Raw genomic sequence first — 24,456 nt, forward strand, 5'->3', positions numbered from 1 at the left:
TGCGTGGACCACTCTTCCGTTGCGGTAGATTTGGCCGCATGACCACGACCGAGGGCACTGCGTGAGCGCCGCCCACAAGCAGATCGGCGAGGTCGCCGAACGGACGCGGTTGTCGTTGCGCACCATCCGCTACTACGAGGAGGTCGGGCTGGTCGTCCCGTCCGCACGCTCCCAGGGCGGGTTCCGGCTGTACTCCGAGGTCGACATCGCACGACTCCAGCTCGTCCGCCGGATGAAGCCGCTGGACTTCTCCCTCGAGGAGATGCGTGAGCTGCTCGAGACGATCGACGCGCTCACCGACACCGCGACTCCCGGCCCCGAACGCAGCACGCTGGCCGACCGGCTCGAGACGTTCCGCATCGCCGTCGACGAGCGCTGCGCGAGCCTGCGGCAGCAGCTCGAGAACGCCGAGGCCTTCGCGGACGAGCTGCGCACCGAGCACGCACGCCACCAGGTCGGGACGGAACCGAAGAGTTGAGCACTGATCCTCAGGACGTCGCACCTGCGCCCCGTCGCAGCATCGCCGTCATCTCCCACCCTGACGCGGGCAAGTCCACCCTCACCGAGGCGCTCGCGCTGCACTCGCACGCCATCGCGCGCGCGGGTGCGGTGCACGGCAAGGCGGGCCGCGGCGGGGTCGTGTCCGACTGGCAGGAGATCGAGCAGAAGCGCGGCATCTCGATCTCGTCGGCCGCCCTGCAGCTGCGCTACGGCGACACGGTGATCAACCTGCTCGACACACCCGGGCACGCCGACTTCTCCGAGGACACGTACCGGGTGCTCACCGCGGTCGACTGCGCCGTCATGCTGCTGGACGCGGCGAAGGGCCTGGAGCCCCAGACCCTCAAGCTGTTCGAGGTGTGCCGCACCCGCGGGGTCCCGGTGCTGACGTTCGTCAACAAGTGGGACCGGCCCGGCAAGGACGCCCTCGAGCTCTGCGACGAGCTCGAGCAGCGGATCGGCCTGGTCGCAGCACCCGTGACCTGGCCCGTCGGCGAGTCGGGCAACCTCCGTGGGCTGCTCGACCCGCGGACGGGGGCCGTGACGACGTACCACCGCGCCCCCGGCGGGGCCACCCTCGCGCAGGAGGAGCACCTGGCACCGGACGAGGCGGTCGACGTCCTCGGTGCGGACGCGACCGACGCGATCGACCAGGCGGGTCTACTGCCCGCCCCCGACGTCGAGTCCTTCCTCGCCGGGCGCACCACGCCCCTGCTGTTCGGCGTGGCGCTGACGAACATCGGCGTGCGCGAGCTCCTCGACGCCGTCCTGCGGTTCGCGCCCGCGCCCGGTCCGCGCACCACCGCGGACGGCTCGGACCGCGCCGTGGACGACCCGTTCAGCGCGGTGGTGTTCAAGGTGCAGGCCGGCATGGACCGCCAGCACCGCGACCAGGTCGCCTTCGTCCGCGTCGTGTCCGGCGTCTTCGAGCGCGGCATGCCTGTCGTGCACGCGCAGACCGGACGCTCCTTCGCCACCAAGCACGCGGCCACCGTCTTCGGACGCGACCGCGAGATCGTCGAGACGGCGTACCCCGGCGACGTCGTGGGCCTCGTCAACGCCACCGCCCTGGCGGTGGGCGACACCCTGTACGACCCCGAGGGGCCTGCGACGAGGTTCCCCCCGATGCCGTCCTTCCCGCCCGAGCACTTCGTCACCGCGCGCGCTGCCGACCCCGGGCGCTCCAAGCAGTTCCGCAAGGGGATCGCCCAGCTCGCCCACGAGGGCGTCGTCCAGCTGCTGATCTCCGCGGACCGGGGCGACGGGGAGCCGATCCTCGGCGCCGTCGGGCCCCTGCAGTTCGAGGTCGTCACGTTCCGCATGGAGCACGAGTTCGGCGCACCCGTGCGCACCCAGTCCCTGTCGTACGGACTCGCCCGCCTCGCCACCGACGAGGACGTCGCCGCCCTGGCCGGCGCCCGTGGTGTCGAGCTCGTCACCCGCACCGACGGCACCCGGCTCGCGCTCATGCGTGACCGCTGGGTGCTGCAGGCGCTGCGACGGGACCGTCCGACCCTCACCCTGCCCGAGCTGCTCGTCAGCGCCGCCTGACCTGTCGTCACCCGATGCGCGCACTGCCGAGCCCTGACCTTCCCGTGGCCGTGCCGGCCACCGCTGTGTAGAGGAGAACCATGAAGCGAACACCTCAGAACCGGCTGCCCGCCCTGCCGCCGCGCGGACTGCGCATCACGCCGCTCGGCGGCCTGGGCGAGATCGGACGGAACATGACCGTCCTCGAGTACGCCGGCCGGCTGCTCGTCATCGACTGCGGCGTGCTCTTCCCGGAGGAGGACCACCCCGGTGTCGACGTGATCCTGCCGGACTTCACCTCGCTGGCCGACCGCTGGCAGGACATCGACGCCATCGTGCTCACCCACGGGCACGAGGACCACATCGGCGGTGTGCCCTACCTCCTGCGGGAGCGCGCGGACATCCCGGTCCTGGGGTCCCGGCTCACCCTGGCGTTCCTGGGCGCGAAGCTCACCGAGCACAAGATCACCCCGGCGACCGTCGAGGTCGCGGCCGGTGACCGGCTCACGATCGGTGGCTTCGACCTCGAGTTCGTCGCGGTGAACCACTCGATCCCCGACAGCCTCGCCGTCGCCGTCCGGACGCCCGCCGGCATGCTGGTCAACACGGGCGACTTCAAGATGGACCAGTTCCCGCTCGACGGTCGGCTCACCGACGTCCGCCACCTGGCCCGGCTGTCGGACGAGGGCATCGACATGTTCCTCGTCGACTCCACCAACGCCGAGGTGCCCGGCTTCACGATCTCCGAGCGCGACCTGACGCCCGCGATCGGCGAGGTATTCGCCAACACGCCGCGCCGCGTCGTCGTGTCCAGCTTCGCGAGCCACGTGCACCGGATCCAGCAGGTCGTCGACGCCGCCGTCGCGCACGACCGCAAGGTCGGGTTCGTCGGCCGGTCGATGGTGCGCAACATGAAGATCGCGCAGGACCTCGGCTACCTGACGATCCCCGACGGGGTCGTCGTGGACCCCAAGCAGCTCGAGCGCATGCCCGACCACAAGGTCACCTACGTGTGCACCGGGTCGCAGGGCGAGCCGCTCGCGGCGCTGTCGCGCATGGCCCGCGGCGAGCACCAGATCGAGGTCGGTGAGGGCGACACCGTCCTGCTGGCGTCGTCCCTCATCCCCGGCAACGAGACGGCGATCTACCGCGTCATCAACAGCCTCACGGACCGCGGCGCACGCGTGGTGCACAAGGGCAACGCCCGCGTCCACGTCTCCGGGCACGCGAGCGGCGGTGAGCTGGTGTACCTCTACAACACGCTGCGCCCGCGCAACGTCATGCCGATCCACGGTGAGTCGAAGCACCTGCGCGCGAACGCGGACCTCGCCGTGCGCACCGGCATGGACGCCGCGAACGTCGTGGTGGCGCGTGACGGCGACGTCATCGACATGGTCGACGGCCGCGCGACGATCGTCGGGCGCGTGCCGGCAGCCGAGGTGTTCGTCGAGGACGGAGTCGTCGGACGCACCGACGAGCGCCTCCTCGCGCAGCGCCGTGAGCTGCGCGACGGTGGCGTGGTGACCGTCGTCGCGGTCGTCGACTCCGACGCGGCGACGCTGGCCGAGCCGGTCGAGCTCATCTCGACCGGTGTCGCGCACGCGACGGCCTCCCAGGTGGCCGTCGACGGGGCGATCCGTCAGGCGCTCTCGCAGGCGCCTGCCGCGACGTTCACCGACCCCGACGCCCTCGACACCGTCGTGCGCCGGGCGGCCGAGCGCGTGCTGCGCCGTCGCGGTGGCCCGCAGCCGGTCGTCGTCGCGGTGACCGTCGAGGCCTGACACCCGAGGCGAAGGGCTCCGCGACACGGTCGCGGAGCCCTTCGCCGCGTCAGGTCAGTCCGCGTCCTCGTCGTCCTCGACGAGCTCGCCCTCCCACGCCTCGCGGCCCTCGTGGACGGCGAACCCCGCGATCACGAACGCGGCGACCGGGTCGAGCCACACGGCACCCGTCAGCGCGTGCAGCAGCAGGCCGGCCAGCGTCGAGATGCTCAGCAGGACGCAGATCCTGGTCTCGGCGGCGTCGGCCAGGATCAGGTTGTCCTGCAGCCGGCGGCCCACCCGGCGCTTCATCGCCGCCAGGACGGGCATCACGACGATCGACGCCGCCAGCAGGCCCACGGCCACCGGCGAGCTGTCGGGCTCCTCGCCGTCGAGGAGGCTGCGGACGCCCTCGACGGTCACGTACGCCGCCAGGACGAAGAACGTCACGGCGACCGCCCGCAGCGCGACGCGCTCCTTGCGCTCGTCGGCCTCGCCGTGGCGCAGGCGCGCCGACAGGCGCAGTGCGACGAGCACCGCGGCGACGGACTCGATGCCCGAGTCGACACCGAAGCCCACCACGGAGACGAGCCCCGCCAGGAGCCCTGCCGTGATCGCCACCGCGCCCTCCACGACGTTGTAGGCGATCGTGACCTGCGCCAGGCGCAGGCCCCGGCGCGTGAGGCGCTCGATCTCGTCGTCCGTGAGCTCGCCGCCGGCGCTCACTCCCATCTCTCCCCGGTGCGTCACATCGCGATGCTAGACACGGGCGGGTACCTCACCTCCCGGACCGTCGGCCCCGTTGCGCACCGTCCGCCTGGCTCGCGCGGGCGCCGGCACCACCCGAGCCACCATGATGGGCGGCATGCCGACACGGACCCTGACCACGGCGCTCGTCGCGACGCTCGCCCTGCTCGCCGGCTGCGGCACGTCCGCACCCGACGTCGACGCGGACGCACCGGCCGGTGCGAGTGCCGCGACGGCGACCGACGCGGCCGCCGACACGCAGGCCGTCCTGGCCGAGCTGGGACTCGACGGCCTGACCGGCGAGGAGATCGTCGCGCGGCTCGACCCCTCCACCGACCCACGACCTCTGGACCTCACCGCGTCGGTGCGGCAGGACGAGGTGCTGGTCGGTGACGGGACGACGGAGGTGGCCGTCCCCCTCGCGGGCGACGACTTCTACGTCTCGATCGCCCCGTACGTCCGCAGCACGCACGAGTGCTTCTTCCACAGCCTCGCCGGCTGCCAGGGCGAGCTCGTCGCGGAGCCGGTCGAGGTGCGGATCACGGCCGCCGACGGTCAGGTCCTGGTGGACGAGGCCGCCACGACGTACACCAACGGGTTCGTCGGGTTCTGGCTGCCGAAGGACGTCGAGGGCACGATCGAGGTGCGCCACGCCGGCCTGCGCGGTGCCGTGCCGTTCAGCACGACGGACGGCAGCCCCACCTGCGTCACGACGCTCCAGCTGACCTGACGCGGCGCCGCGCACCCGCAGTCGTCAGCCCACGAGCCCGAGGACCCCTGCCACCGCCCCGAGGGCCGCGCACACCCCCGGCGTGCGCAGCACCGACCAGCGTGCGCTGCATGACGGCGATCTGACGCGCCGGGCCGCCGAACGTCTGCAGGGAGACGGTTGCGGTCGCGGGAGAAGATCCCCTCCGTGGGCATTTTGTCAACGCCGTGTCGACAACTTATCCTCGAAGGAGGCCGCAGCGGCCACGCACGAGGAGCACGAGATGTCCGAGCAGACCGAGCACACCCCCATCAGCCGCCGTCAGTGGCTCGCCATGGCCACCCTGTCACTGGGCGTCTCGCTCGTGATCATGGACGCCACGATCGTCAACGTCGCGCTCCCGGTCGTCATCGAGGACCTCGGCCTGAACTCCGCGGGCGCGCAGTGGATGAACGCCGTCTACTCGCTGGTGTTCGCCTCGCTCATGCTCACGGTCGGGCGGATCGGCGACCTCTACGGGCGCCGGCGGCTCTACGCCGTCGGCCTCGTGGTCTTCATGGTCGCCAGCCTGGGCGCGGGTGCCGCCACGACACCCGCGATGCTCATCGCCTCGCGCGTCGTGCAGGGCCTCGGTGCCGCGATGGTGCTGCCCAGCACGTTGTCCACGCTCAACGCGATGTTCACGGGACGCGCGCGCGGCATCGCGTTCGCGATCTGGGGCTCCACCATCGGTGGCATGGCCGCTGTCGGCCCGCTGCTCGGCGGCTGGCTCGCCACCGACGTGTCGTGGCGGTGGGCGTTCTGGCTGAACATCCCCTTCGGGATCCTCGCGCTCGTCGGCATCGCGCGCACCCTCGACGAGACCCGTGACACGAGTCTGCAGCGCGGCACCGACGTGCCGGGCGTGCTGCTGTCCAGCCTCGGGCTCGCCGGCATCGTCTTCGGGCTCATCGAGGGCGGGTACTACGGCTGGTGGCTGACCGACGCGGGCACCCTCTCCCCCGTCCCCGTGGCGCTGGCCCTCGGGGTCGCGCTGGTCGCGGCGTTCGTCGTCGTCGAGCGCCGGCGTGTGCGCGCCGGGAAGGTCGCGCTCGTCGACCTCGGTCTGCTGAGGATCCGCACGTTCCGGTTCGGGATGATCGCCGCGCTGATCGTGGCCCTCGGGGAGTTCGGCCTGCTGTTCACGCTGCCGCTGCTCCTGCAGGGCGCGCTCGGGTACTCCGCGCTCGGCACCGGCTGGATCGTGCTGTGGCTCGCGCTGGGGACCTTCCTGATCTCCGGCGGCATCCCGCACCTGGCCGAGCGGCTGGGCCAGACGGCGGTCGTGCGCACGGGCCTGGTGCTCGAGGCCGTCGCGATCGGCGGCCTCGCCCTGACGCTGAGCACGTCGGTGTCGGGAGCCGTCGTCGCGGCCTGGCTGTTCCTGTACGGCCTGGGCGTCGGCATGGCCACCGCGCAGCTCACGAGCGTGATCCTGGCCGACGTCCCGGTCGCCGAGAGCGGCCAAGCGTCGGGATTCCAGACGACGGTGCGTCAGCTCGGGTCCGCGCTCGGTGTCGCGCTGCTCGGCGGCCTGCTCATCGCGACCATGACGACGCAGACGCAGGCACGGCTCGCGGACACCGCCCTGTCCCCGGCCGAGCAGGAGCGCGTCGTCGAGCTGGTCCACGACTCCGCCGGCGCGGGCATCCCGGCACTCGTCGCGGACCCCGCGACGTCCGAGGCCGCCGCGGCAGCGCAGACCGCGCTCGTCGAGGCGAGCCGCATCACCACGGGGATCGCCGCGGGCGTGCTCCTGCTGGGCGTGACGGTGACGTTCGCACTGCCGGGCCGCCGCCGCGCGGCCACGGCACCCCCGGTCGCTACGCTCGACGCATGAGCCGGATCTTCACCACCGCCTTCGGCGCGGTGTACCCCCTCTACGTCGCCAAGGCGGAGAGGAAGGGCCGCACGCGCGCCGAGGTCGACGAGGTCGTCACGTGGCTCACCGGCTTCGACGAGCCGACGCTGCGCGAGCACGTCGAGGCGGGCACGACCTTCGCGGACTTCTTCGCCGCCGCACACCTGAACCCGAACGCCACGCTCATCACCGGGTCGGTGTGCGGCGTGCGTGTGCAGGACGTCGAGGACCCGCTGATGCGGCAGATCCGCTACCTCGACAAGCTCGTCGACGAGCTGGCCAAGGGGCGGCCGATGGAGAAGATCCTGCGCGGGTGACGCAGTGGGGCGCAGGCCCCAGGATGAGTGCATGGAGCAGAGCGTCACCGTCGACGTCGCAGCACCGCCGGAGCGGGTGTGGCAGGTGGTGAGCGACGTCGAGCGCTGGCCGGCGTGGACGCCCAGCGTCACGACGGTGCACCGGGCGGACGACGGGCCCCTGCGAGCGGGGAGCCGGGCGACGGTCCGTCAGCCGCGCCTCCCGGAGTCGACGTACGTCGTCACCGAGCTCACGCCGGGTCGCTCGTTCACGTGGGTCGCGAGCGCGCCGGGGGTGCGGACGACCGCCCGGCACGACGTCGAGCCGCTCGGCGACGGAGCACGCGTGCGGCTGTCCGTGACGCAGTCCGGCCCGCTGGGCACGGTGATGGGACGCCTCTACCGCGGGCTGACCGATCGCTACCTCGCCGAGGAGGCCGGCGGCCTGAAGGCCTGGTGCGAGGGCTCTCCGGCACCCTCCTGATCGCCTGGCGGCGACGGGCCGACCGACCCGCGATGTCGACGGCCTGACGCCGACGCCGGGCCCGCGTGCCCCCGCGCCCTGGTGCTGGGGTGCGCGGTACGGCACGGTGGTCGCTCACCCCACCGACCCGCTGGAGGCCCCGGATGTCCACCACCGTGAGCGACCCGACCGTCGCGGCCTTCGTCGCCGCCACCAACGCCGCGGACGCCGCGGGCCTCGTTGCCCTCTTCCTGCCCGGCGCCGTCGTGACCGACAACGGCGTGGAGTTCACCGACCCCGCCGCGATCGCCACGTGGATCGCCGACGACGTCGTGGGCTCACGCATCACGCTCCAGCCCGTCGACTTCACGGGCGGCGCAGCCCCCGTCCTGGTCGCGGACGGCGACGGCGACTTCCCCGGCGGCGTGCGCGGACCGATCCGGTTCGAGCTGACGTTCCTGCCGCAGGACGGCCGCATCGCGCGCCTGGACATCCGGCCGCTGCGTTGACACCTTGCATCAACGACGAAGGCCCGGACCATCCGGTCCGGGCCTTCGTCACTTGTAGCGGGGGCAGGATTTGAACCTGCGACCTCTGGGTTATGAGCCCAGCGAGCTACCGAGCTGCTCCACCCCGCGTCGGTGGCTCAACAGTACGTCAGGTCGGCCGAGCGTCCAAATCGGATCCTTCGCCAGGTGTCGTGACGGTCGTCACGGCGGCTGCGGACGGGGCCGCGGGGTCGGCCGGAGTGGGCGCGTGGCGGCGTCCGCCGCGCTGCGCGACGACGACCCCCAGCACCACGACCAGGCCGCCGACCGGCTCGTACCAGTGCAGCTGCTCCCCCAGCACGACGATCCCGAGCAGCACCCCGACCAGCGGCGTCAGGTACGTGACGGTCGAGGCCCGCTGCGGACCCCAGGCGTCGATGATGCGCGCCATCCACACGTACGCCAGCCCCGTGCCGAACGCCCCGAGCCCCAGCATGGAGAGCACCACGGGCCACGACAGGTGTACGGGGCCCGTCGCGACCAGCGGCGCCGCGAGCATCAGGAGCAGCGCACCGGCACTGACCTGGCCGGCCGCCACCGTCTCGGGCGGCAGCCGCAGCGGCACGACGAAGCGCCGCTGGTACGTCGTGCCCAGCCCGTAGCAGGCGGTCGCTCCCAGGCACGCGAGCACCGCGGGCAGGGGCGCGGCCGCGGTGACGTCCGCGAGGTACGCCCACGGCCCCACGACCACCACCACGCCGACCGCACCCACCGCCAGGCCGAGACGCTGCACGGCCGTGAGCCGCTCGACGGGCAGCAGCACCGCGACGGCGGCAGCCGTCATGAGCGGCGTCGTCGCGTTGAAGATGCTCGACAGACCCGACGCGAGGTGCTGACCCGCCCAGGCGAACAGCAGGTACGGGACCATGCAGAGCAGCACGCCGAGCACCGTGAGGTGCCCCCACGTGCGGGCGTCCCGCGGCCACGCGCGGCGTGCCACGGTCATGACGACGACGAGGGTCGCCGCCCCCAGCAGCAGGCGCGACAGCGCGACCTGCGCGGGTGAGAGGCCCTCGAGACCCACCTTCATGAACAGGAAGCTCGAGCCCCACACGAGCGCAGCGGCCAGGTACTGGGCGACGACGCGGTTGTCGGCGGTCACATCCCCGAGGGTCCCCTACGGCACTGACACGCGACAAACGAGTTGTCGTCGCCAGGTACGACGTCGCCCGCCACCAGCGCCCGCGAGGGCGCCGGTGGCGGGCGACGAGGGTGGGTCAGCCCGCGAGCCGCTCCTCCGCGGCGATCGCGTCGGCGATCGCCTGGTCGAGGCGGTCCTGCGCCTCCCCGTACGCGGCGAAGTCCCGCTCGGCGAGGGCCGCCTGGCCCTCGATGATGGCCTGCTGCGCACGCTGCAGCGCCGCGTCGAGCGCCGCCCGCGCGTCGGGGTCGGCCGATGCGGCCGGATCCGGCGTCGCCGCGTCCGTCGGGGCAGCGGTCGGCGCATCCGTCGGCTCGTCGCCGGGGTCCTCGGCGCCCGGGCTGGGCACCGGTTCGGCACCGGCGTCCCCGGCGTCCGCACCCGAGTCCCCGCCGAACACCTGGTCGAGCGCACCGTCCAGCGTCTCGGCGAACCCGATCTCGTCGCCGAACGACACGAGCACGCGCTGCAGGAGCGGGAACGTGGTGCCGCTGGCGGCCTGCACGTACACCGGCTGCACGTAGAGCAGCCCGCCGCCCACGGGCAGCGTGAGCAGGTTGCCGCGCCGCACGATCGAGTCCCCGCGCTGCAGGATGTTCAGCTCGTTCGACACCCGCGGGTCGGCCGTGAAGTTGGCGCTCGCCTGACCCGGTCCGGGCACCGTGGAGTCGCGCGGCAGCTCGAGCAGGCGGATCTTGCCGTACGACTCGGAGACCTTCCCCGGGGTGTTCCCCGCTTCGGCGTCCACCGCGAGGTACCCCGTCAGGACGTTGCGGGCGTTGCCACCGCCGGGGATGAAGGTGGACATCAGCGAGAACGTCGCCTGGTCCTCCCCCGGCATCTGCAGCGTCAGGTAGTACGGCGGCTGCGGCACGTCGGAGTTGGTGGCCGTCGGGTCCCCCGGGTTCTGCCAGAAGTCGTTCCCGGAGAAGAAGCCCGCGGCGTTGGTGACGTGGTACTGCCCCAGCAGCGCCCGCTGGACCTTGAACAGGTCCTCCGGGTACCGGATGTGGCTCATGAGGTCACCCGAGATGTCCGACATGGGCTGCAGGGACGTCGGGAAGACCTTCGTCCACGCCTGCAGGATCGGGTCCTCGGTGTCCCACGCGTACAGGTCGACGGACCCGTCGTAGGCGTCCACCGTGGCCTTCACGGAGTTGCGGATGTAGTTGACCTGCTTGGGCAGCAGCGCCTGCACCGTGCTGCTGCGCTCGGTGAGCGAGTCCGTCGTCGCGTCCTCGAGGGAGCGGACGGCCGCGTAGGGGTACTGGTCGGACGTCGTGTAGCCGTCGATGATCCACTTCACGCGGCCGTCGACCACCGCCGGGTACACCCGCCCGTCGAGGTCGAGGTACGGCGCGACCTTCGCGACGCGATCGCGGGGGTTGCGGTCGTACAGGATCTGCGAGTCGTCGTTCACGCGCTCGGAGAACAGGATCTGCTCGTCGCCGAACTTCAGCGCGTACAGGATCTTGTTCCACAGCCCGCCGACGCTCGGACCGGCCGAGTCCTTCTCGGTCGGGAAGCGGAACGGCACCGAACCGGTGCCCGTGCCGTCGTCCGGGTAGTCGAACTCCCAGCCGTCCGTGCCCGTGGGCCCGCCGACGATCGAGTACTCCGGGGACGACTGCCCGAAGTAGATCCGCGGCTCGTACTCGCCCAGCTGACCCTTCGAGGGGATGCCGCCCTCCCAGAAGGCCGGCGCACCGCGCGCGCCACGGGTGTTGCCGTACGCGGCCACGACACCGAAGCCGTGCGTATACACCGTGGTGTCGTTGGTCCAGTTGCGCTGTCCGGCGTTCAGGCCGTTGAGGTCGAGCTCGCGGACCGCGATGACCGTGTCGCGGCTCTCGCCGTCGATCGTGTACCGGTCGACGGACAGCGAGTCCGGGAAGTCGTAGAAGCCGCGGATCTGCTGCAGCTGCTTGAACGAGGGCGAGACGATGTTCGGGTCCAGGAGGCGGATGGACGCGGTCGTCTCGGCGTTCTCGCGGAGCGCACCGGGCTCGGCCGTGACCTTCGCCTCGTACTCGCTGAACTCGACGTCGTCGAGGCCGTACGCAGCGAGGGTCGCGTCGATGTTGCGTTGGATGTACTCCGACTCCGCGTCCTGCTGGTTCGGCTGCACCTGGAACCGCTGCACGATCGCCGGGTACACGCCTCCGACGACGACCGCGGCGACGACCATGAGGCCGACACCGATCGCGGGCAGCCGCCAGTTGCCGCTGAACGCGGTCGCGATGAAGGCACCCGCGACGACGACGGCCGCCACGGCCAGGATCGCCTTCGACGGGATCACGGCATGCACGTCGGTGAAGCCGGCGCCCTGCCACCGCTGCTCACCGGTCTGCTGCTTCGTGAGGATCGAGTAGCGGTCGAGCCAGTAGCTGGCCGCGATCATCAGCAGCACCAGCGCGCCCAGCACGGACAGGTGCACGCGCGCCGCGCGCGTGGTGCGCGGGCCCCCGGCGCCGCCCCCGATCCGCAGCCCCCCGTAGAGGTAGTGCGTGGCCACCGCGGCGACGGCCGAGAGCACCAGCACCGCCATGAGGAAGGACACGACGAACCGCAGCCCCGGCAGCGTGAACAGGTAGAAGCCCAGGTCGACGCCCCACTGGGGGTCCTTCACCCCGACCGTCTCACCGTTCAGCCACAGCTGGACGGTGCTCCACTGCTGGGACGCGGCGCCACCCGCGAACAGCCCGAGGACGACCGGCGCGACCACGAGGACGAGGCGGCGCAGCGGCTCGATGGCCTCGCGGTACTGGTCGAGGTTGGCCTGCTCCGGCGTGGACGGCGCGTACACGGGGCGCGCGCGGTAGCCGTAGCTGAGCGAGAACCCGACGCTCGCGGCCATCACCGCGAACCCGAGGACGAACAGCAGGCCGCGCGTGACCCACTCGGTGCGCAGGACCTCCGTGAACCCGAGCTGGGAGAACCACAGCACCTCGGTCCAGACCTGCGCGAGCACGAGCAGCAGCACCACGAGCACGGCCAGCGTGATCAGCGTGGGGACCAGTGGGCCGCGGCGGCGCGGCGCAACAGGTCGAGGGCGGGGCGGGGAGGCGAAAGTCACGGCGTTGCGGTCCTCGAGTTTCGGCTGGCGGCGGGCGCGACGTGCGCCCTCGTGCTGACGAACGGGCGCGACGGGTCCCAGGTTCCCACACGGGTGGGACGATGGGGCCCGTGAGCACCACCCCCACCCCGCCCCCCGACGACCGCACTCCCGAGGCGCGCGCGCGCCGAGCCCTGGCCGACGCCGTCCGCGAGGTCGAGCACCACGTCGCTGCCGCCGGCTGGGACGCGCCCGTCCGCGTGTTCGCCCTCGTGCGCACGCAGGCGGCGCTCGCCGCCGAGCCCGGGCTCGCGGAGCAGCTCGCTCCCGAGGTCCTCGCGGCGGCGCGCGCCGACGACCAGCACCTGACGTCCGTGGAGCAGGAGGGACTGCCTGCCGCCGACGACCTCGAGGCGCTGCTCGGAGGGCTGACGTGGCCGCCCACGGTGGACGGCGCCGCGGTCACCGTCGAGCGCGTCGTCCTGCCGCCGGGCGCGGAGGACGACCTGCCGGACGACCCCGAGGCGGCGCTCGCAGCGCTGCTGGCTCACCCGCAGCGCCAGGACGTGCGGCTCGCCGTGGCCGTGCTGCGCGACGGCCCGGCGTGGTGTGCAGTCCGCACCCGCGCGCACGACAGCGACGACGCCGTCGGCCTGGGCCCGGACCTCGTGCCGGGCCTCGTCGACGCGGTGCGCGCGACCCTGGAGTGACCCGCCGCGTCAGTCGGCCGTGCAGGTGGGCAGGTCCTGCGTCTCGCCGGCGCCGATCGCGACCATCGCCTCGCGCGCCTCGCTCAGCGTCCCGACGCTGACGACGCGCAGACCGTCCGGGACGTGGCCGACGACCTCGTCGCAGTTGTCCTCAGGGGCCAGGAACCACGACGCCCCGTCGCGCACGGCGCCCGCGAGCTTCTGCCGGATCCCGCCGATCGGGCCGACGGCGCCCGTCACGTCGATGGTGCCCGTGCCCGCGATCACCTGCCCCGCCGCCTCGTCCTCCGGCGTCAGCAGGTCGACCAGACCGAGCGCGAACATCGTCCCGGCGCTGGGACCGCCGATACCTTCGATGTTGATGCTCACGTCGACGGGCATCTCGAACGACGGGTCGACGAAGACACCGATCTGCGCACCGCCCCCCTCACGCTCCCCCGTCACGACGGGCACGTCCACGGTGCGCGAGTGGCGCGTGACGGTCAACGTCACCGTGTCACCCGGCTCGACCTCCGCCAGCCGCGATACCAGGGACTGGTAGTCCGGCAGCGGCACGCCGTCCATGGCCGTGAGCACGTCCCCCTCTTCCAGCTTGTCGGCGGCGTCCGCGCCCTCGACGGTCCCGGCCACGACGAGGGTCGCCGGGACGTCGTAGCCCAGCTCCGTCAGGGCCGCGACCGTCGCGTTCTCCTGCGACGAGACCATGAGCCCCGCGTTCGACTCGTCGATCTCCTTGCGGGACACACCCTGCGGGTAGACGTCCTCCGCGGGGCGCGCCACCGACGACGGGGACAGCCAGCCGCGCAGCACGTCGAGCAGGTACGCCGGGTAGCCGGGTCCACCGACGCCCGAGATCGTCGTCAGACGCAGCTCGCCGGTCGACGGGTACGTGGGCGCGCCCTCGACCTCGATGAGCGGGTCGCCGTCGACCTCGCCCAGCACGTCCGCCGTGGGGCCGGGCCCGTTGACGGCGTACGGCGCGGGCATCACGGCCAGCACGCCGACGAGCACGGACGCGGCGAGCATCCCGAACGACTGCACGACGGCGCGGGGCGTGGGGCGCGGCGCGGGTGGACCGTCGTCCGTCCCCCCGGTGTCGTGCTCCTCGGGGTCGCGCGGGCGCGGGTCGTCGGCGCTGTCGTCCGCCGGGGTCTCGTCGAGCACGCGAACGATCATCCCTCAACCGGCGGCGGACCCCGCGCCCACCCCTGTGCGCCGTGAGCGAACCGGGGCCGCCCGCCCGTCGCACCGCGTCGTGACGTGGTTACCGTGGAGCCCCCCGGCCACCCAGGAGGCCCGCATGACTCCCGACGTCCCGCCCACTGACGGTCCCGGCGGAAGCCCGCAGTGGGAGCAGATGCTCCGTGCCATGCTCGGCCCGGCGGCCGACGACGCGATCCGCGAGATGCGCGAGATGGGCGTCGACCCCGCGGCGATGGCTGCGGCGTCCGGCCTGCCCGCGGACCCGGTCGCGCTGCAGCAGGCGCTCGCGCAGGTGCAGCAGATGCTCGCGAGTGCCGGGGACGAGACCGTGAACTGGCAGATGGCCCACGACCTGGCCCGCCAGCAGGCTGCCATCGGCGGCGACCCCGCCCTGTCGCCGGGACGCGTCAAGGAGGTCCGGGACGCGTTGTCGGTGGCCGAGCTGTGGCTCGACGCGGCGACCGACCTCCCGCCGGCCGTCGGCACCTCGCACGCCTGGAGCCGTGCCGAGTGGGTGGAGGCGACCCTGCCGGCGTGGCGCACGCTCACGGAGCCCGTGGCGTCGTCGCTGGCGACCGCGCTGGCCGACGCCCTCGGGCCGGCGATGGGTGAGATGGGCGGTGCGTTCCCCGGCGTGTCGCCCGCCGGTGGCCTCGGGGGCGACCCCGCGCAGCTGCTGCGGGGTCTGGGCTCCGCGGTCTTCGGACTGCAGGTCGGGCAGGCCGCGGGCACGCTCGCGCGGGAGGTCTTCGGCACCACCGACATCGGGTTGCCGCTGCTCGAGCGGCCGGTGCCGGCCCTCGTCGCCGCCAACGTCGACGCGTTCGCCGAGGGGCTCGACGCCCCCGTCGAGGAGGTACGGCTCTACCTCGCGCTCCGCGAGGCTGCCGCGAGCCGGTTGTTCGCCCACGTGCCGTGGCTGCGCGCGCACCTGCTCGACGCGGTCGCGGAGTACGCCCGCGGCATCGCGATCGACGTGGACCACCTCGAGGCGGCGGTCTCGGCGATCGACCCGACGGATCCCGCCGCGCTGCAGGAGGCGCTCTCCGGTGGGGTGTTCGCCCCGCAGACCACGCCCGCGCAGCAGGCGGCGCTCGCACGGCTCGAGCACGCGCTCGCGCTCGTCGAGGGGTGGGTCGACGAGGTCGCGACGACCGCCGCAGCGCCTCATCTCCCCCATGCGGCGCCCTTGCGCGAGATGGTGCGTCGGCGGCGTGCCGCGGGCGGTCCCGCCGAGCAGACCTTCGCCAGCCTCGTCGGGCTCGAGCTGCGTCCGCGCCGGCTGCGCGACGCGGCGACGGTCTGGGCACACCTGACGAGCACCCGTGACGTCGCCGGACGTGACGCCGTGTGGGAGCACCCGGACCTCGTCCCCACGCCGCAGGACCTGGACGACCCCGCCGGCTTCGACGCGCGGCGCCAGGCCGAGGTCGACGAGTCCGCGGACCTGGACCGCGCGCTCGCGCAGATCCTCGGCGATGGCGAGCCGGACGGTGCGACGGGCACCGCAGGGACGACCGACGACGCGACCGACGACGAGGGCACCTCGGGGGCACCGACCAGCTGACCACCCGGCGCCCGGCGCCCGGCGGGAGGTGCGCGGTGGGTCAGCCCTCGCGGTCCGCGGGCTCCACGTCGTCCCCTGCCGGTTCGTCGGGCACGTCGCTGTCGTCGGTGCCGTCGCGTGCGAACGCGTACCCCTCGAGGAAGCCCCGGGCGCGCTGCGTGTGCGGGTAGGAGACCATCTCCGCCCAGAACGCCTGGCCGTGCCCGGGCTGGAGCAGGTGCGTGAGCTCGTGCAGGAGCACGTAGTCGAGCACCCACCGCGGCATGCCCTGGACCCGGTCGGAGATGCGGATCGTGCCCTCCGCGGGGGTGCACGAGCCCCATCGCCGGCCCTGGTTGGACGACCACCGCACGCTCGTCGGCACGGCCCGTCCGCCGAGGTACCGCCGGGACAGCTCGGTGGCGCGGGCGACGAGCTGCGCGTCGGACGGGCGACGACGGCGCTCCTGCGCGGCCAGCCGCTCGACCATCCGCCCGACCCACTCGCGCTCCTGCGCCCGGGTGAACCGCGCGGGGATCGCCACGATGGTCCGTGGACCCTCGCGCCACGCGCTCACGGTGCGGGCACGGCGCCGTGAGCGCCGCACCTCCACGGGCGGCTCGGCGCCGGCGGAGCGGTCGTGCGGCAGCGACCCCAGCGTGGTCGCGTCGGGGCGTGCGGGAGTGCGCGGCGTCGCCTCGTGCGATGTCGGCACCTTGGCACGCTAGCGCGCCGACCGGGCGGCTGCGCGCAGGACACCCCGCTTCACCCGCTCGGGCCGCACGACGCGGGCGGGTGCGTCCGTGTGCGCAGGCGGGGGGCGCACTACTGTGTGAGCGCACGGAGGCCGTCATGGTCCCTGCCCCGGGTGCGATGCCACCGCCCGGTGAGGAGCACGAGGAGGGACCACATGGCCGACACCTGGGCAGGCGAGTTCTACTGCGTCAAGTGCAAGGAGAAGCGGGAGACGGAGGGCGAGGTCGTCGTCTCGGAGTCCGGTCGACGGATGGCCAAGGCCGTCTGCCCGGTCTGCGGCACCAAGCTGAACCGGATCCTCGGCAAGGCCTGACGCACCCCCTGGTCCGGACCCGTTCGCGGTCCGACCACGACGCACCACGAGGGCACCGTCGCACGCGACGGTGCCCTCGGCGCGTCCGCAGGCCACGGTCCCCCAGGGACGGGGTACCTGTGGATGGCGACCGACGCCCGGCGCAGCGCGATGCCATCGTGGCGCGATGACCGCACCGACCCGCGAACCCGTGCTGCTGCGACCGGGGCTGCTTGTCCTGCCGCGTGCGGACGACGAGGTGCAGGTGGGCACCGACCCACGCTGGGCGGTGCGCCTGGTGGGCCTCGCGCCGGCGGAGGTGGACCTGTGGACCCAGGTCGACGACGCGACGGACCTCGCGCTGCTGCCGACGCGGGCACGCGCCGCAGGGCTGGACGGGACAGGGGTGGCCGCGACGGTCGACGAGCTGCGCCGGGCAGGGCTGACGCGTGCTCGCCCCGAGAGGGTGACTGCGGTCCACGGCCCGACCGCCGCCGACGCCGCGGCGTGGTCCCTCCTGCGGCCGGACGCGACGGGCGACGCCGTGGTCGCCGACCGGGCGGACGCCGTGGTGGGCGTCGTCGGGCTCGGGCCGACCGGGTTGGGCGTCGCCCGGCAGCTGGCGGTCGCCGGCGTCGGCACCCTGCTCCTCGACGACGAGGCCCCCGTGCGCTCCCCCGACGTGGCCGCGGGCACGCACCGCTGGGCGGACGTCGGGACCGCCCGTGCGGTGGCCACGCGCCGGTTGCTTCGTGAGGCCGCACCGGGTGTACGGACCGACACCGACGACGCCCCGCACGTCGTCGTCGTCGTGGAGCGCGAGGCCGCGGACCCGCTGCGCGCCGTGCGCCTGATGGGGGACGACGTCCCGCACCTGTCGGTCGTCGTGCGCGCCGCCGACGCGCTCGTCGGCCCGTTCGTGCGTCCCGGCACCGACCCGTGCCTGCGCTGCCTGGACCTGCACCGCACCGACGCCGACCCGGCCTGGCCGACGGTGCTGGGCGCGCTGACGCGCCGCGGCGGCCACGGCGTGACCGCACCGGGCGAGGTCGGCGTCCTCGCGGGCGCGTGCGCCGCGCTGGCTGCGGCGCAGGTGCTGGCGTTCCTCGCCATGACGACGCCATCACTGTGCGGGACCACCGTCGAGATCGCGCTGCCGGGCCTCACCGCTCGGGGCCGGCGCTGGTCCGCCCACTCCGCGTGCGGCTGCCGGGTGCCGCCGCGGACGACGGGGGCCGGGTCGCGCGAGGGGTGAACCTCGCGCGACCCGGCCCTGCCGTCAGGCGGCGGTCGCGTCCTTCCGCGGCCGGCCACGGCCACGCTTGGTGGCCACGACCACCCCTCCGACGAAGACCTGACCGCCCCAGACACCCCACGGCTCGGCACGCTCGACGGCGCCGGCGAGGCAGCCCTCGATGATCGGGCACTCGCGGCACAGGGCCTTCGCCCGCTCCACGTCGGCCTGGCGCTCGGCGAACCACAGCTCGGCGTCGTGGGACCGGCACGGGATGAGGTCCGCGACCATCCGGTCGAACTGGTCGTTCGTCGTCGCGGTGCTGCTGGTGGGCCAGGCGCCGGATCCGCCCTGGTTCACGTTGTCGAGCAGCGTCGTGAGCCGCACGATGTCCTCCTGGTGTCCTTGCGAGGGTGAGCTGTGATGCCGGATCGGGCCGCTCGCCCCCGGTGGACACCGGAGAAATGAGAGAGGCCGCGGATCCGAGTTCGGACTCCGCGGCCTGCCTGCGTGATGAGGCTGGTGCTACGGAGTCCTGTGACCGAGATCGATGCCGAACGTCACGGGACGCGGGCGCCGCTTGAGCCCGGACATGGGCACAGCGGTCCCCTGGAAGGTGCCGGCGGCGGGTGCGAGGGCGTACGTGTACTCATGACGCCACGACGACTTCACGATCGAGTTGCTCTCCACGGTGCAGCACCTCCTCTCCAGGGACGGGTCCCGCCTCTTCGGCAGCACCCCGCGAACAAGGACGTGACCACCCTAGGGCGGGCCGTCACGACGTCACAAGCAATTAACGCAACTTCCTCCGGGTGGCTCTCCCGGAGGGTTGCGCCCCCTCCCCCGCGACCACCCGCAGGAGGTCGTCGCCGTACTCCCGCAGGCGTGTCTGGCCGAGTCCCTGCACGTACCTCAGGTCCGCGGCCTGTGCGGGCATCGCCGCCGCGACGGCCTCGAGCGCAACGTCGGGAAGGACACGGAACGCCGGGACGCCACGGTCCTCGGCGACCTGCGTACGCCACTGCCGCAGCCGTTCGAGCACGGCCGGGTCGGCCGCGGCCGAGGCACGACGGCCCGCACCTCGACCGGAGTCCTCGCCGGGCCACAGACCGGCGAGGAACCGCGAGCGCGAGCGCGAGGCGCGCGACCCGGGCGTGCGCGCGGCCGCGAACGACATCTCGAGGTTCCGGCGGGCGCGCGTCACCCCCACGTACAGCAGGCGCCGCTCCTCGGACACGGCCGCCTCCGTCTGTGCCAGGGAGATAGGCAGGAGACCGTCGGAGAGGCCGGCGAGGAAGACCGCGTCCCACTCCAGGCCCTTGGCCGCGTGCAGGGACGCCAGGGTCACGCCGTCGACCGTGGGGGCGTGCTGCGCGGACGCGCGGTCGTCGAGCTCGGCGACCAGGTCCGGGAGCGTGGCCTCCGCGCGCAGCGCGACCATGTCGTCGGCGAGCCCGACGAGCGCCTGCATGGCGTCCCACCGCTCCCGCGCGGCGCCGCGCGCGGACGGGGGCTGCGGGGACCAGCCGACCGAGGTGAGGATGTCGCGGACGGTCTGTCCCAGCGGGACGTCCGGATCGGCGGACCGCGCGCCGCCGCGCAGGAGCACGAGCGCGTCGCGCACGTCGCGGCGGGCGAAGAACCGGGTGCCGCCCCGCACCTGGTACCCGACGCCGGCCGCCGCGAGCGCCTGCTCGAAGGCCTCCGACTGCACGTTGGTCCGGTACAGGACGGCGATCTCGCTCGCGGGGACCCCTGCGGCGACGAGCCGTGCCGCTCGCGCCGCGATCCCGGCGGCCTCGGCCTCGTCGTCGTCGTACGCGGTGAACCGCACCTCCGGACCGTCCGGCTGCTGGGCGACCAGGTGCAGCGGCACGGGGTCACCGGGCCGGCGCGTGGCCGTGAGCACGCGGTTGGCCAGGGAGACGACCTGCGGTGTCGAGCGGTAGTCGCGCACCAGACGCACGACCCGCGTGCCCGGGTGCTTCGAAGCGAACGTCAGCAGGTGATGGGGTGAGGCGCCCGCGAACGAGTAGATCGTCTGGCTCGGGTCACCCACGACGCACACGTCGTGCCGGCCGCCCAGCCACTGGTCGAGCAGGTACTGCTGCAGCGGGCTGACGTCCTGGTACTCGTCCACGACGAAGTGCCGGTACTGCGCCCGGACCTCGTCGGCGACCTCGCCCCGCTGCGCGAGCATGGCCGCGAGCAGCAGCAGCACGTCCTCGAAGTCGATGACGCCGCGCTCCGTCTTGACGTCCTCGTACGCCGTCAGCAGCCGGGCGACCGCCTGCGCGTCCTGGCCCGCCGGTGCCGGGCGACGCACCGCCTCGGCTGCCCGCTCGTAGTCCTCGGCCGTGACCAGCGACACCTTCGCCCACTCGATCTCCGCGGCGAGGTCCCGCACCGTGACCCGGTCGACCCCCACGCCGACCCGACGACCCGCCTCGGCGACGAGCGTCGCCTTCTGCTCGACCAGTCGGGGGGGCGCGCCGCCGACGACCCTGGGCCAGAAGTGCCCGAGCTGGCGCAGCGCCGCCGCGTGGAACGTCCTGGCCTGCACGCCGGTGGCGCCGAGGTCGCGCAGACGCACCCGCATCTCGCCCGCGGCGCGGGCGGTGAAGGTGACCGCCAGCACCGACGCCGGACGGTAGACGCCGGTGCGCACGCCGTAGGCGATGCGGTGCGTGATCGCGCGGGTCTTGCCCGTGCCCGCGCCTGCGAGCACGCAGACGGGACCCGTGAGGGCGGTCGCGACAGTGCGCTGCTCGGGATCGAGCGCGTCGAGGAGGGAGTCGGCGGACATCGGGAACAGTCTCCCAGCCCCTACCGACAGCGCGTGCGAGGATCTGTGGAAGGAACGACGGCGAGCACCTGCGAGGAACCATGACGACCCCCACACCCGCACCGGGCACCGTGACGATGTACTCCACGACGTGGTGCGGGTACTGCCACCGGCTGCGCAAGCAGCTCGACTCGGCCGGCATCGCCTACGACGTCGTCGACATCGAGCAGCAGCCCGAGGCTGCTCAGCTCGTCGAGACCCTCAACGGCGGCAACCAGACCGTCCCGACGATCGTCTTCCCCGACGGGTCCGCCGCCACCAACCCGTCACTCGCGCAGGTGCGCGAACGCCTCGGGGTCTGACGCCCCCGCGCCCGAGGCTGTCACGCCGGCGGTCGCCGCCACCACTGCTCGACGAGGGCGCGGGCGATCGACGCCCCTCCCGGCAGCAGCACCTCGCCCGATGCGACCGCGGCGGTGAGACCGTCCCGCGTGAACCAGCGGGCGTCGGCCATCTCCACGCCGTCGACCCGGATGCGGGTGCTCGTCGCGCGCGCCCGGAACCCCAGCATGAGCGACGCGGGGAACGGCCACGGCTGGCTTCCGACGTACTCGACGTCGCCCACCTCGACGCCCGTCTCCTCGAGGACCTCGCGGCGCACCGCCTGCTCCGCCGACTCGCCCGCCTCGACGAAGCCCGCGAGCGTCGACCAGCGCCCCGCCGACCAGGCTGCCGCGTGCCCGAGCAGCAGCCGGTCCTCGTCGTCGACGACGGCCATGATCACGGCGGGGTCCGTGCGCGGGTAGTGCTCGGAGCCGTCGACGTCGCACACCCGCGACCACCCCGCCTGGGCGACACGCGTCGTCGCGCCGCACCGCGGGCAGCGCGGGTGGCGGTCGTGCCACGCGTCCAGCGCGACCGCGGCGGTCGCCAGGCCGGCGTCGTGCGCGTCGAGCGCCGCACCCACGGCCCGCAGCGACCCCCACCCGCCGCGCTCGACGGGACCGTCCGGCAGGTGGACCAGCACGTCCGCCGGCTCGCCGCCCGACGTCAGCGGGTGCTCGTCCGGCAGGCGCACCGCCAGGACCCGCGTGCCGTCGTCACGCGCACCCAGCAGGAGCCAGACGTCGGACGCCGGGTCGACCGCCGGGGCACCGGCGGCGGCGGGACCGACCGTCGCGGCACCGTCGGAGGTGCCGCCCGCCTCGAGCAGCGCGACCGCCGACCGCGGGTCGAGCCAGCGCACGCCCCCCTCGACCGTGAGCAGCAGGCCACCGTCGCGCACCGCGAGGACGCGCGTCGCCGGGTCCGCCAACGCGTCGGCGACCACGTGCGGCGCGTCCCGTAGCTCCGCCGCGCGGGGCACGGTCGATCGGGCGAGCGGCAGGCCGGACAGGACGTGGTGGGTCACGCGCGCCACGCTACGCGGCGACCGCGTCGAGCGATCACCGGCAGGGCGTGCGGGCGGCAACGCAGGACGAACCGGACGCCGACACGCCGCGCGAGGCGTCGGTGACGCGGTGCGTTGCACCTACGCTTGCGGTCGTGAACCGTTCGCCGCTCGCGCTCGCCGCTCTCGCGACCGTCGCCGTCCCCGGTCTGGACGCGTACGACGTGCGGCGCCCTGTGCACCCGGGATCGGACTTCGACGTCGCCGTGGTCGTCGACTCGGTGCGGCAGCGCTGGGTCGTCCGCGCACCGCAGCACCCGGCAGCGGGCGCGGTGCTCGAGGCGGAGGTCGCGCTGCTCGAGGCGCTCGGGCCGTTCGTCGACGACGGCAGGCTGCCGTTCTCGATCCCCCGGCCCGCCGGGTTCGCGCACCTGCCGGAGGGGGGACGCGCGAGCGTCCACCGCGAGGTCCCCGGCCGCCCGCTGCAGCTCGAGACGCTGCGCCCGGGCCCCGGGCTCGCAGCCGCCGTGGGTCGTGCCGTCGCCGCCATCCACGAGCTGCCGACCTCGGTCGTCGAGAACGCGGGTCTCCCCGCGTACGACGCCGCGGGGTATCGCGAGCGCCGCCAGGCGGAGGTCGACGAGGCGGCGCGTACCGGACTGGTCCCGCCGTCGCTGCTGCGCCGCTGGGAAGAGCTCCTCGAGGACGTCGCGATGTGGCGGTTCCGCCCGACGGTGGTCCACGGTGACCTGTCGAGCAACCACGTGCTCGTGGCCGACGGCGCGGTGGGCGGCGTGCTCGAGTGGGGTTCGACGATGGTCGCGGACCCCGCCGACGACCTGTCGTGGCTGCTCGTCGCGGCGCCGCAGGACGCGGTCGACGCCATCCTCGAGGCGTACCTCCTGCGCCGGACCGAGCTGACCGACCCCCACCTGGCGGACCGCGCCCTGCTCGCCGGCGAGCTGGCGCTCGCGCGGTGGCTGCTGCACGGCGTGCGCGCGCAACGCCAGGACGTCGTCGACGACGCGGTCCAGATGCTCCGCGACCTCGAGGAGCACACCCTGGTGGACGAGGCCGCGGGCCAGTACAGCTAGGGCGTGTCGCCTTCACTTCCGTGTAGCGCGCGTGGTGCTGGTGTGGTGTCTCGTCGCGGGACTTGGGACAACGTCCTCACCCAGCTTCTTGCCCATGCCGACGCCGCGGGGCAGATCGACTGGGCGGTGAGCATCGACTCCACGACCAACCGCACTCATCAGCACGCCGCGACCCTGCCTCGCACCACGGGGGGCGCAGATGAATCACATGAATCAGCGACTCGAGCCGGCTGACCATGCGATCGGCCGTTCCCGTGGAGGGCTCTCGACCAAGATCCATCACGCCGTCGACGGCAGAGGTCGCCCGCTGGTGGTGCTCGTCGGCCCCGGGCAGGGAAGGGGTGCACCGATGTGCCTGCCGATCCTGGACGCGATCCGGGTCCCGCGCGTCGGGCCGGGCCGACCCCGACCCGCTACGACGAGCTCGCTGTCATCGACCGCGGCGGAGCGGTCCTGGCCGCCCTCCTGGCCTGGCTCCGCACGCCGTAGAGATGGCCCGCCCTACTTGCCCCTGGCGCGAGCTCGCTGCCACACACCCTCGAACGTCTCTTGATCGACGAGCTCGATCAGGAACTGGGGGTCCTGTGCGATCTCTCCAGGCGCGGGGACGGGCATTGCCCCCAGCAGGGTGCTATCCGCCTCGTTCTCGCCGTCAGCCCAGACCAGGTGGCCGTCGACAAACTCGTCGACCTTCCGCACCTCCCACCCATCGACGATCTCGGCCCAGAGCAGTACTGGATCGTCAGGTTCGCGATGGAGCCATCGGACGCGCTGGTAGTACCGGGTCGTCACACCG

Annotated in this window: 24 protein-coding genes and 1 tRNA gene; 14 read left to right on the forward strand and 11 right to left on the reverse strand. The window is 73.5% G+C overall.

The annotated features are described in order from the left end of the window. Nucleotides 1-61: 61 nt before the first annotated feature. The 3 genes from NP048_RS12400 to NP048_RS12410 all read left to right on the forward strand — a co-directional run bounded on the left by NP048_RS12400 (nt 62) and on the right by NP048_RS12410 (nt 3,812). A complete protein-coding gene (locus tag NP048_RS12400; protein ID WP_227575900.1) occupies nt 62-478 on the forward strand; it encodes a MerR family transcriptional regulator in 417 nt (138 codons plus the stop codon). Then, entirely contained in the window at nt 475-2,052 is a 1,578-nt protein-coding gene (locus NP048_RS12405; RefSeq protein ID WP_227575901.1) for a peptide chain release factor 3, read from the forward strand. Before NP048_RS12400 ends, NP048_RS12405 begins: the two co-directional genes overlap by 4 nt. A gap of 80 nt (nt 2,053-2,132) precedes the next feature. Then, the gene (locus NP048_RS12410) at nt 2,133-3,812 is read left to right on the forward strand and encodes a ribonuclease J (protein ID WP_227575902.1); all 1,680 of its coding nucleotides are present in this window, start codon (nt 2,133-2,135) and stop codon (nt 3,810-3,812) included. A gap of 54 nt (nt 3,813-3,866) precedes the next feature. On the opposite strand, the gene NP048_RS12415 is transcribed toward NP048_RS12410, so the two are convergent. After that, entirely contained in the window at nt 3,867-4,541 is a 675-nt protein-coding gene (locus tag NP048_RS12415) for a cation diffusion facilitator family transporter (RefSeq protein ID WP_227575903.1), read from the reverse strand. Nucleotides 4,542-4,656: 115 nt separating this feature from the next. Between NP048_RS12415 and NP048_RS12420 the strand changes: the two genes are divergently transcribed. The 5 genes from NP048_RS12420 (at nt 4,657) to NP048_RS12440 (ending at nt 8,415) form a co-directional block, all read left to right on the forward strand. Further along, on the forward strand, nt 4,657-5,268 hold the full coding sequence (locus tag NP048_RS12420) for a CueP family metal-binding protein (RefSeq protein WP_227575904.1): 612 nt from the start codon (nt 4,657-4,659) through the stop codon (nt 5,266-5,268). A gap of 82 nt (nt 5,269-5,350) precedes the next feature. Further along, a complete protein-coding gene (locus NP048_RS12425) occupies nt 5,351-7,126 on the forward strand; it encodes an MFS transporter (protein ID WP_256769272.1) in 1,776 nt (591 codons plus the stop codon). After that, nucleotides 7,123-7,464 carry a DUF2200 domain-containing protein gene (locus NP048_RS12430; protein ID WP_227575906.1) on the forward strand — a complete coding sequence of 114 codons (342 nt, stop codon included), beginning with the start codon at nt 7,123-7,125 and terminating at the stop codon, nt 7,462-7,464. The genes NP048_RS12425 and NP048_RS12430 overlap by 4 nt, the downstream gene beginning before the upstream one ends. Nucleotides 7,465-7,495: 31 nt before the next feature. Continuing rightward, the gene (locus NP048_RS12435) at nt 7,496-7,927 is read left to right on the forward strand and encodes an SRPBCC family protein (RefSeq protein WP_227575907.1); all 432 of its coding nucleotides are present in this window, start codon (nt 7,496-7,498) and stop codon (nt 7,925-7,927) included. Nucleotides 7,928-8,070: 143 nt separating this feature from the next. Beyond that, nucleotides 8,071-8,415 (forward strand): hypothetical protein, encoded by a 345-nt coding sequence (locus NP048_RS12440; protein ID WP_227575908.1) that lies wholly within the window; start codon nt 8,071-8,073, stop codon nt 8,413-8,415. Between the two features lie 55 nt (nt 8,416-8,470). Here the strand turns inward: NP048_RS12440 and NP048_RS12445 are convergent. The 3 genes from NP048_RS12445 to NP048_RS12455 form a co-directional block, all read right to left on the reverse strand. Further along, a tRNA-Met gene (locus NP048_RS12445) sits at nt 8,471-8,544 on the reverse strand. 19 nt (nt 8,545-8,563) lie between these two features. After that, on the reverse strand, nt 8,564-9,556 hold the full coding sequence (locus tag NP048_RS12450; protein WP_227575909.1) for a DMT family transporter: 993 nt from the start codon (nt 9,554-9,556) through the stop codon (nt 8,564-8,566). Between the two features lie 115 nt (nt 9,557-9,671). Beyond that, entirely contained in the window at nt 9,672-12,671 is a 3,000-nt protein-coding gene (locus tag NP048_RS12455; RefSeq protein ID WP_256769273.1) for a UPF0182 family membrane protein, read from the reverse strand. A gap of 101 nt (nt 12,672-12,772) precedes the next feature. Here NP048_RS12455 and NP048_RS12460 point away from each other — a divergent pair, with 101 nt between their 5' ends. After that, nucleotides 12,773-13,360: a PPA1309 family protein gene (locus NP048_RS12460; RefSeq protein ID WP_372456781.1), complete on the forward strand. Its 588-nt coding sequence runs from the start codon at nt 12,773-12,775 to the stop codon at nt 13,358-13,360. Between the two features lie 9 nt (nt 13,361-13,369). On the opposite strand, the gene NP048_RS12465 is transcribed toward NP048_RS12460, so the two are convergent. Next, nucleotides 13,370-14,524, reverse strand: coding sequence for a YlbL family protein (locus NP048_RS12465; RefSeq protein WP_227575912.1), 1,155 nt, complete (start codon nt 14,522-14,524; stop codon nt 13,370-13,372). Between the two features lie 136 nt (nt 14,525-14,660). Between NP048_RS12465 and NP048_RS12470 the strand changes: the two genes are divergently transcribed. Next, nucleotides 14,661-16,130 carry a zinc-dependent metalloprotease gene (locus NP048_RS12470; RefSeq protein ID WP_227575913.1) on the forward strand — a complete coding sequence of 490 codons (1,470 nt, stop codon included), beginning with the start codon at nt 14,661-14,663 and terminating at the stop codon, nt 16,128-16,130. A gap of 40 nt (nt 16,131-16,170) precedes the next feature. Here the strand turns inward: NP048_RS12470 and NP048_RS12475 are convergent, their stop codons facing one another. Beyond that, the gene (locus NP048_RS12475) at nt 16,171-16,758 is read right to left on the reverse strand and encodes a M48 metallopeptidase family protein (RefSeq protein ID WP_255619689.1); all 588 of its coding nucleotides are present in this window, start codon (nt 16,756-16,758) and stop codon (nt 16,171-16,173) included. 261 nt (nt 16,759-17,019) lie between these two features. On the opposite strand from NP048_RS12475, the gene NP048_RS12480 reads away from it, so the two are divergent. Beyond that, on the forward strand, nt 17,020-17,178 hold the full coding sequence (locus tag NP048_RS12480; RefSeq protein ID WP_013117687.1) for a DUF5679 domain-containing protein: 159 nt from the start codon (nt 17,020-17,022) through the stop codon (nt 17,176-17,178). A 166-nt stretch (nt 17,179-17,344) separates the two neighbouring features. Next, nucleotides 17,345-18,412 carry a ThiF family adenylyltransferase gene (locus NP048_RS12485; protein WP_256769274.1) on the forward strand — a complete coding sequence of 356 codons (1,068 nt, stop codon included), beginning with the start codon at nt 17,345-17,347 and terminating at the stop codon, nt 18,410-18,412. 24 nt (nt 18,413-18,436) lie between these two features. Here NP048_RS12485 and NP048_RS12490 read toward each other — a convergent pair whose 3' ends face one another. The 3 genes from NP048_RS12490 to NP048_RS12500 form a co-directional block, all read right to left on the reverse strand. Beyond that, nucleotides 18,437-18,778 carry a WhiB family transcriptional regulator gene (locus NP048_RS12490; protein WP_284439704.1) on the reverse strand — a complete coding sequence of 114 codons (342 nt, stop codon included), beginning with the start codon at nt 18,776-18,778 and terminating at the stop codon, nt 18,437-18,439. Nucleotides 18,779-18,916: 138 nt separating this feature from the next. Continuing rightward, nucleotides 18,917-19,081 carry a hypothetical protein gene (locus NP048_RS12495; protein WP_227575914.1) on the reverse strand — a complete coding sequence of 55 codons (165 nt, stop codon included), beginning with the start codon at nt 19,079-19,081 and terminating at the stop codon, nt 18,917-18,919. A gap of 103 nt (nt 19,082-19,184) precedes the next feature. Further along, on the reverse strand, nt 19,185-21,197 hold the full coding sequence (locus NP048_RS12500) for an ATP-dependent helicase (protein WP_227575915.1): 2,013 nt from the start codon (nt 21,195-21,197) through the stop codon (nt 19,185-19,187). A gap of 80 nt (nt 21,198-21,277) precedes the next feature. Here NP048_RS12500 and NP048_RS12505 point away from each other — a divergent pair, with 80 nt between their 5' ends. Beyond that, nucleotides 21,278-21,538, forward strand: coding sequence for a mycoredoxin (locus NP048_RS12505; RefSeq protein ID WP_227575916.1), 261 nt, complete (start codon nt 21,278-21,280; stop codon nt 21,536-21,538). Between the two features lie 20 nt (nt 21,539-21,558). On the opposite strand, the gene nudC is transcribed toward NP048_RS12505, so the two are convergent. After that, nucleotides 21,559-22,587, reverse strand: coding sequence for an NAD(+) diphosphatase (gene nudC / locus NP048_RS12510; RefSeq protein ID WP_372456782.1), 1,029 nt, complete (start codon nt 22,585-22,587; stop codon nt 21,559-21,561). Between the two features lie 134 nt (nt 22,588-22,721). Between nudC and NP048_RS12515 the strand changes: the two genes are divergently transcribed. Continuing rightward, nucleotides 22,722-23,660, forward strand: a complete 939-nt coding sequence (locus tag NP048_RS12515) for a phosphotransferase (protein ID WP_227575918.1) — start codon at nt 22,722-22,724, stop codon at nt 23,658-23,660. 501 nt (nt 23,661-24,161) lie between these two features. On the opposite strand, the gene NP048_RS12525 is transcribed toward NP048_RS12515, so the two are convergent. Next, the gene (locus tag NP048_RS12525) at nt 24,162-24,452 is read right to left on the reverse strand and encodes a DUF6881 domain-containing protein (RefSeq protein ID WP_227576019.1); all 291 of its coding nucleotides are present in this window, start codon (nt 24,450-24,452) and stop codon (nt 24,162-24,164) included. Nucleotides 24,453-24,456: the final 4 nt, after the last annotated feature.

Origin of the sequence: Cellulomonas xiejunii (assembly GCF_024508315.1) — a bacterium.
Classification (GTDB): domain Bacteria; phylum Actinomycetota; class Actinomycetes; order Actinomycetales; family Cellulomonadaceae; genus Cellulomonas; species Cellulomonas xiejunii.

Coding starts and splice junctions, on each gene's coding strand:
- NP048_RS12470 (WP_227575913.1), top strand. CDS start 14,661: ATGACTCCCGACGTCCCGCCCACTGACGGTCCCGGCGGAAGCCCGCAG.
- NP048_RS12435 (WP_227575907.1), top strand. CDS start 7,496: ATGGAGCAGAGCGTCACCGTCGACGTCGCAGCACCGCCGGAGCGGGTG.
- NP048_RS12460 (WP_372456781.1), top strand. CDS start 12,773: ATGGGGCCCGTGAGCACCACCCCCACCCCGCCCCCCGACGACCGCACT.
- NP048_RS12440 (WP_227575908.1), top strand. CDS start 8,071: ATGTCCACCACCGTGAGCGACCCGACCGTCGCGGCCTTCGTCGCCGCC.
- NP048_RS12500 (WP_227575915.1), bottom strand. CDS start 21,197: ATGTCCGCCGACTCCCTCCTCGACGCGCTCGATCCCGAGCAGCGCACT.
- NP048_RS12480 (WP_013117687.1), top strand. CDS start 17,020: ATGGCCGACACCTGGGCAGGCGAGTTCTACTGCGTCAAGTGCAAGGAG.
- NP048_RS12505 (WP_227575916.1), top strand. CDS start 21,278: ATGACGACCCCCACACCCGCACCGGGCACCGTGACGATGTACTCCACG.
- NP048_RS12485 (WP_256769274.1), top strand. CDS start 17,345: ATGACCGCACCGACCCGCGAACCCGTGCTGCTGCGACCGGGGCTGCTT.
- NP048_RS12410 (WP_227575902.1), top strand. CDS start 2,133: ATGAAGCGAACACCTCAGAACCGGCTGCCCGCCCTGCCGCCGCGCGGA.
- NP048_RS12430 (WP_227575906.1), top strand. CDS start 7,123: ATGAGCCGGATCTTCACCACCGCCTTCGGCGCGGTGTACCCCCTCTAC.
- NP048_RS12420 (WP_227575904.1), top strand. CDS start 4,657: ATGCCGACACGGACCCTGACCACGGCGCTCGTCGCGACGCTCGCCCTG.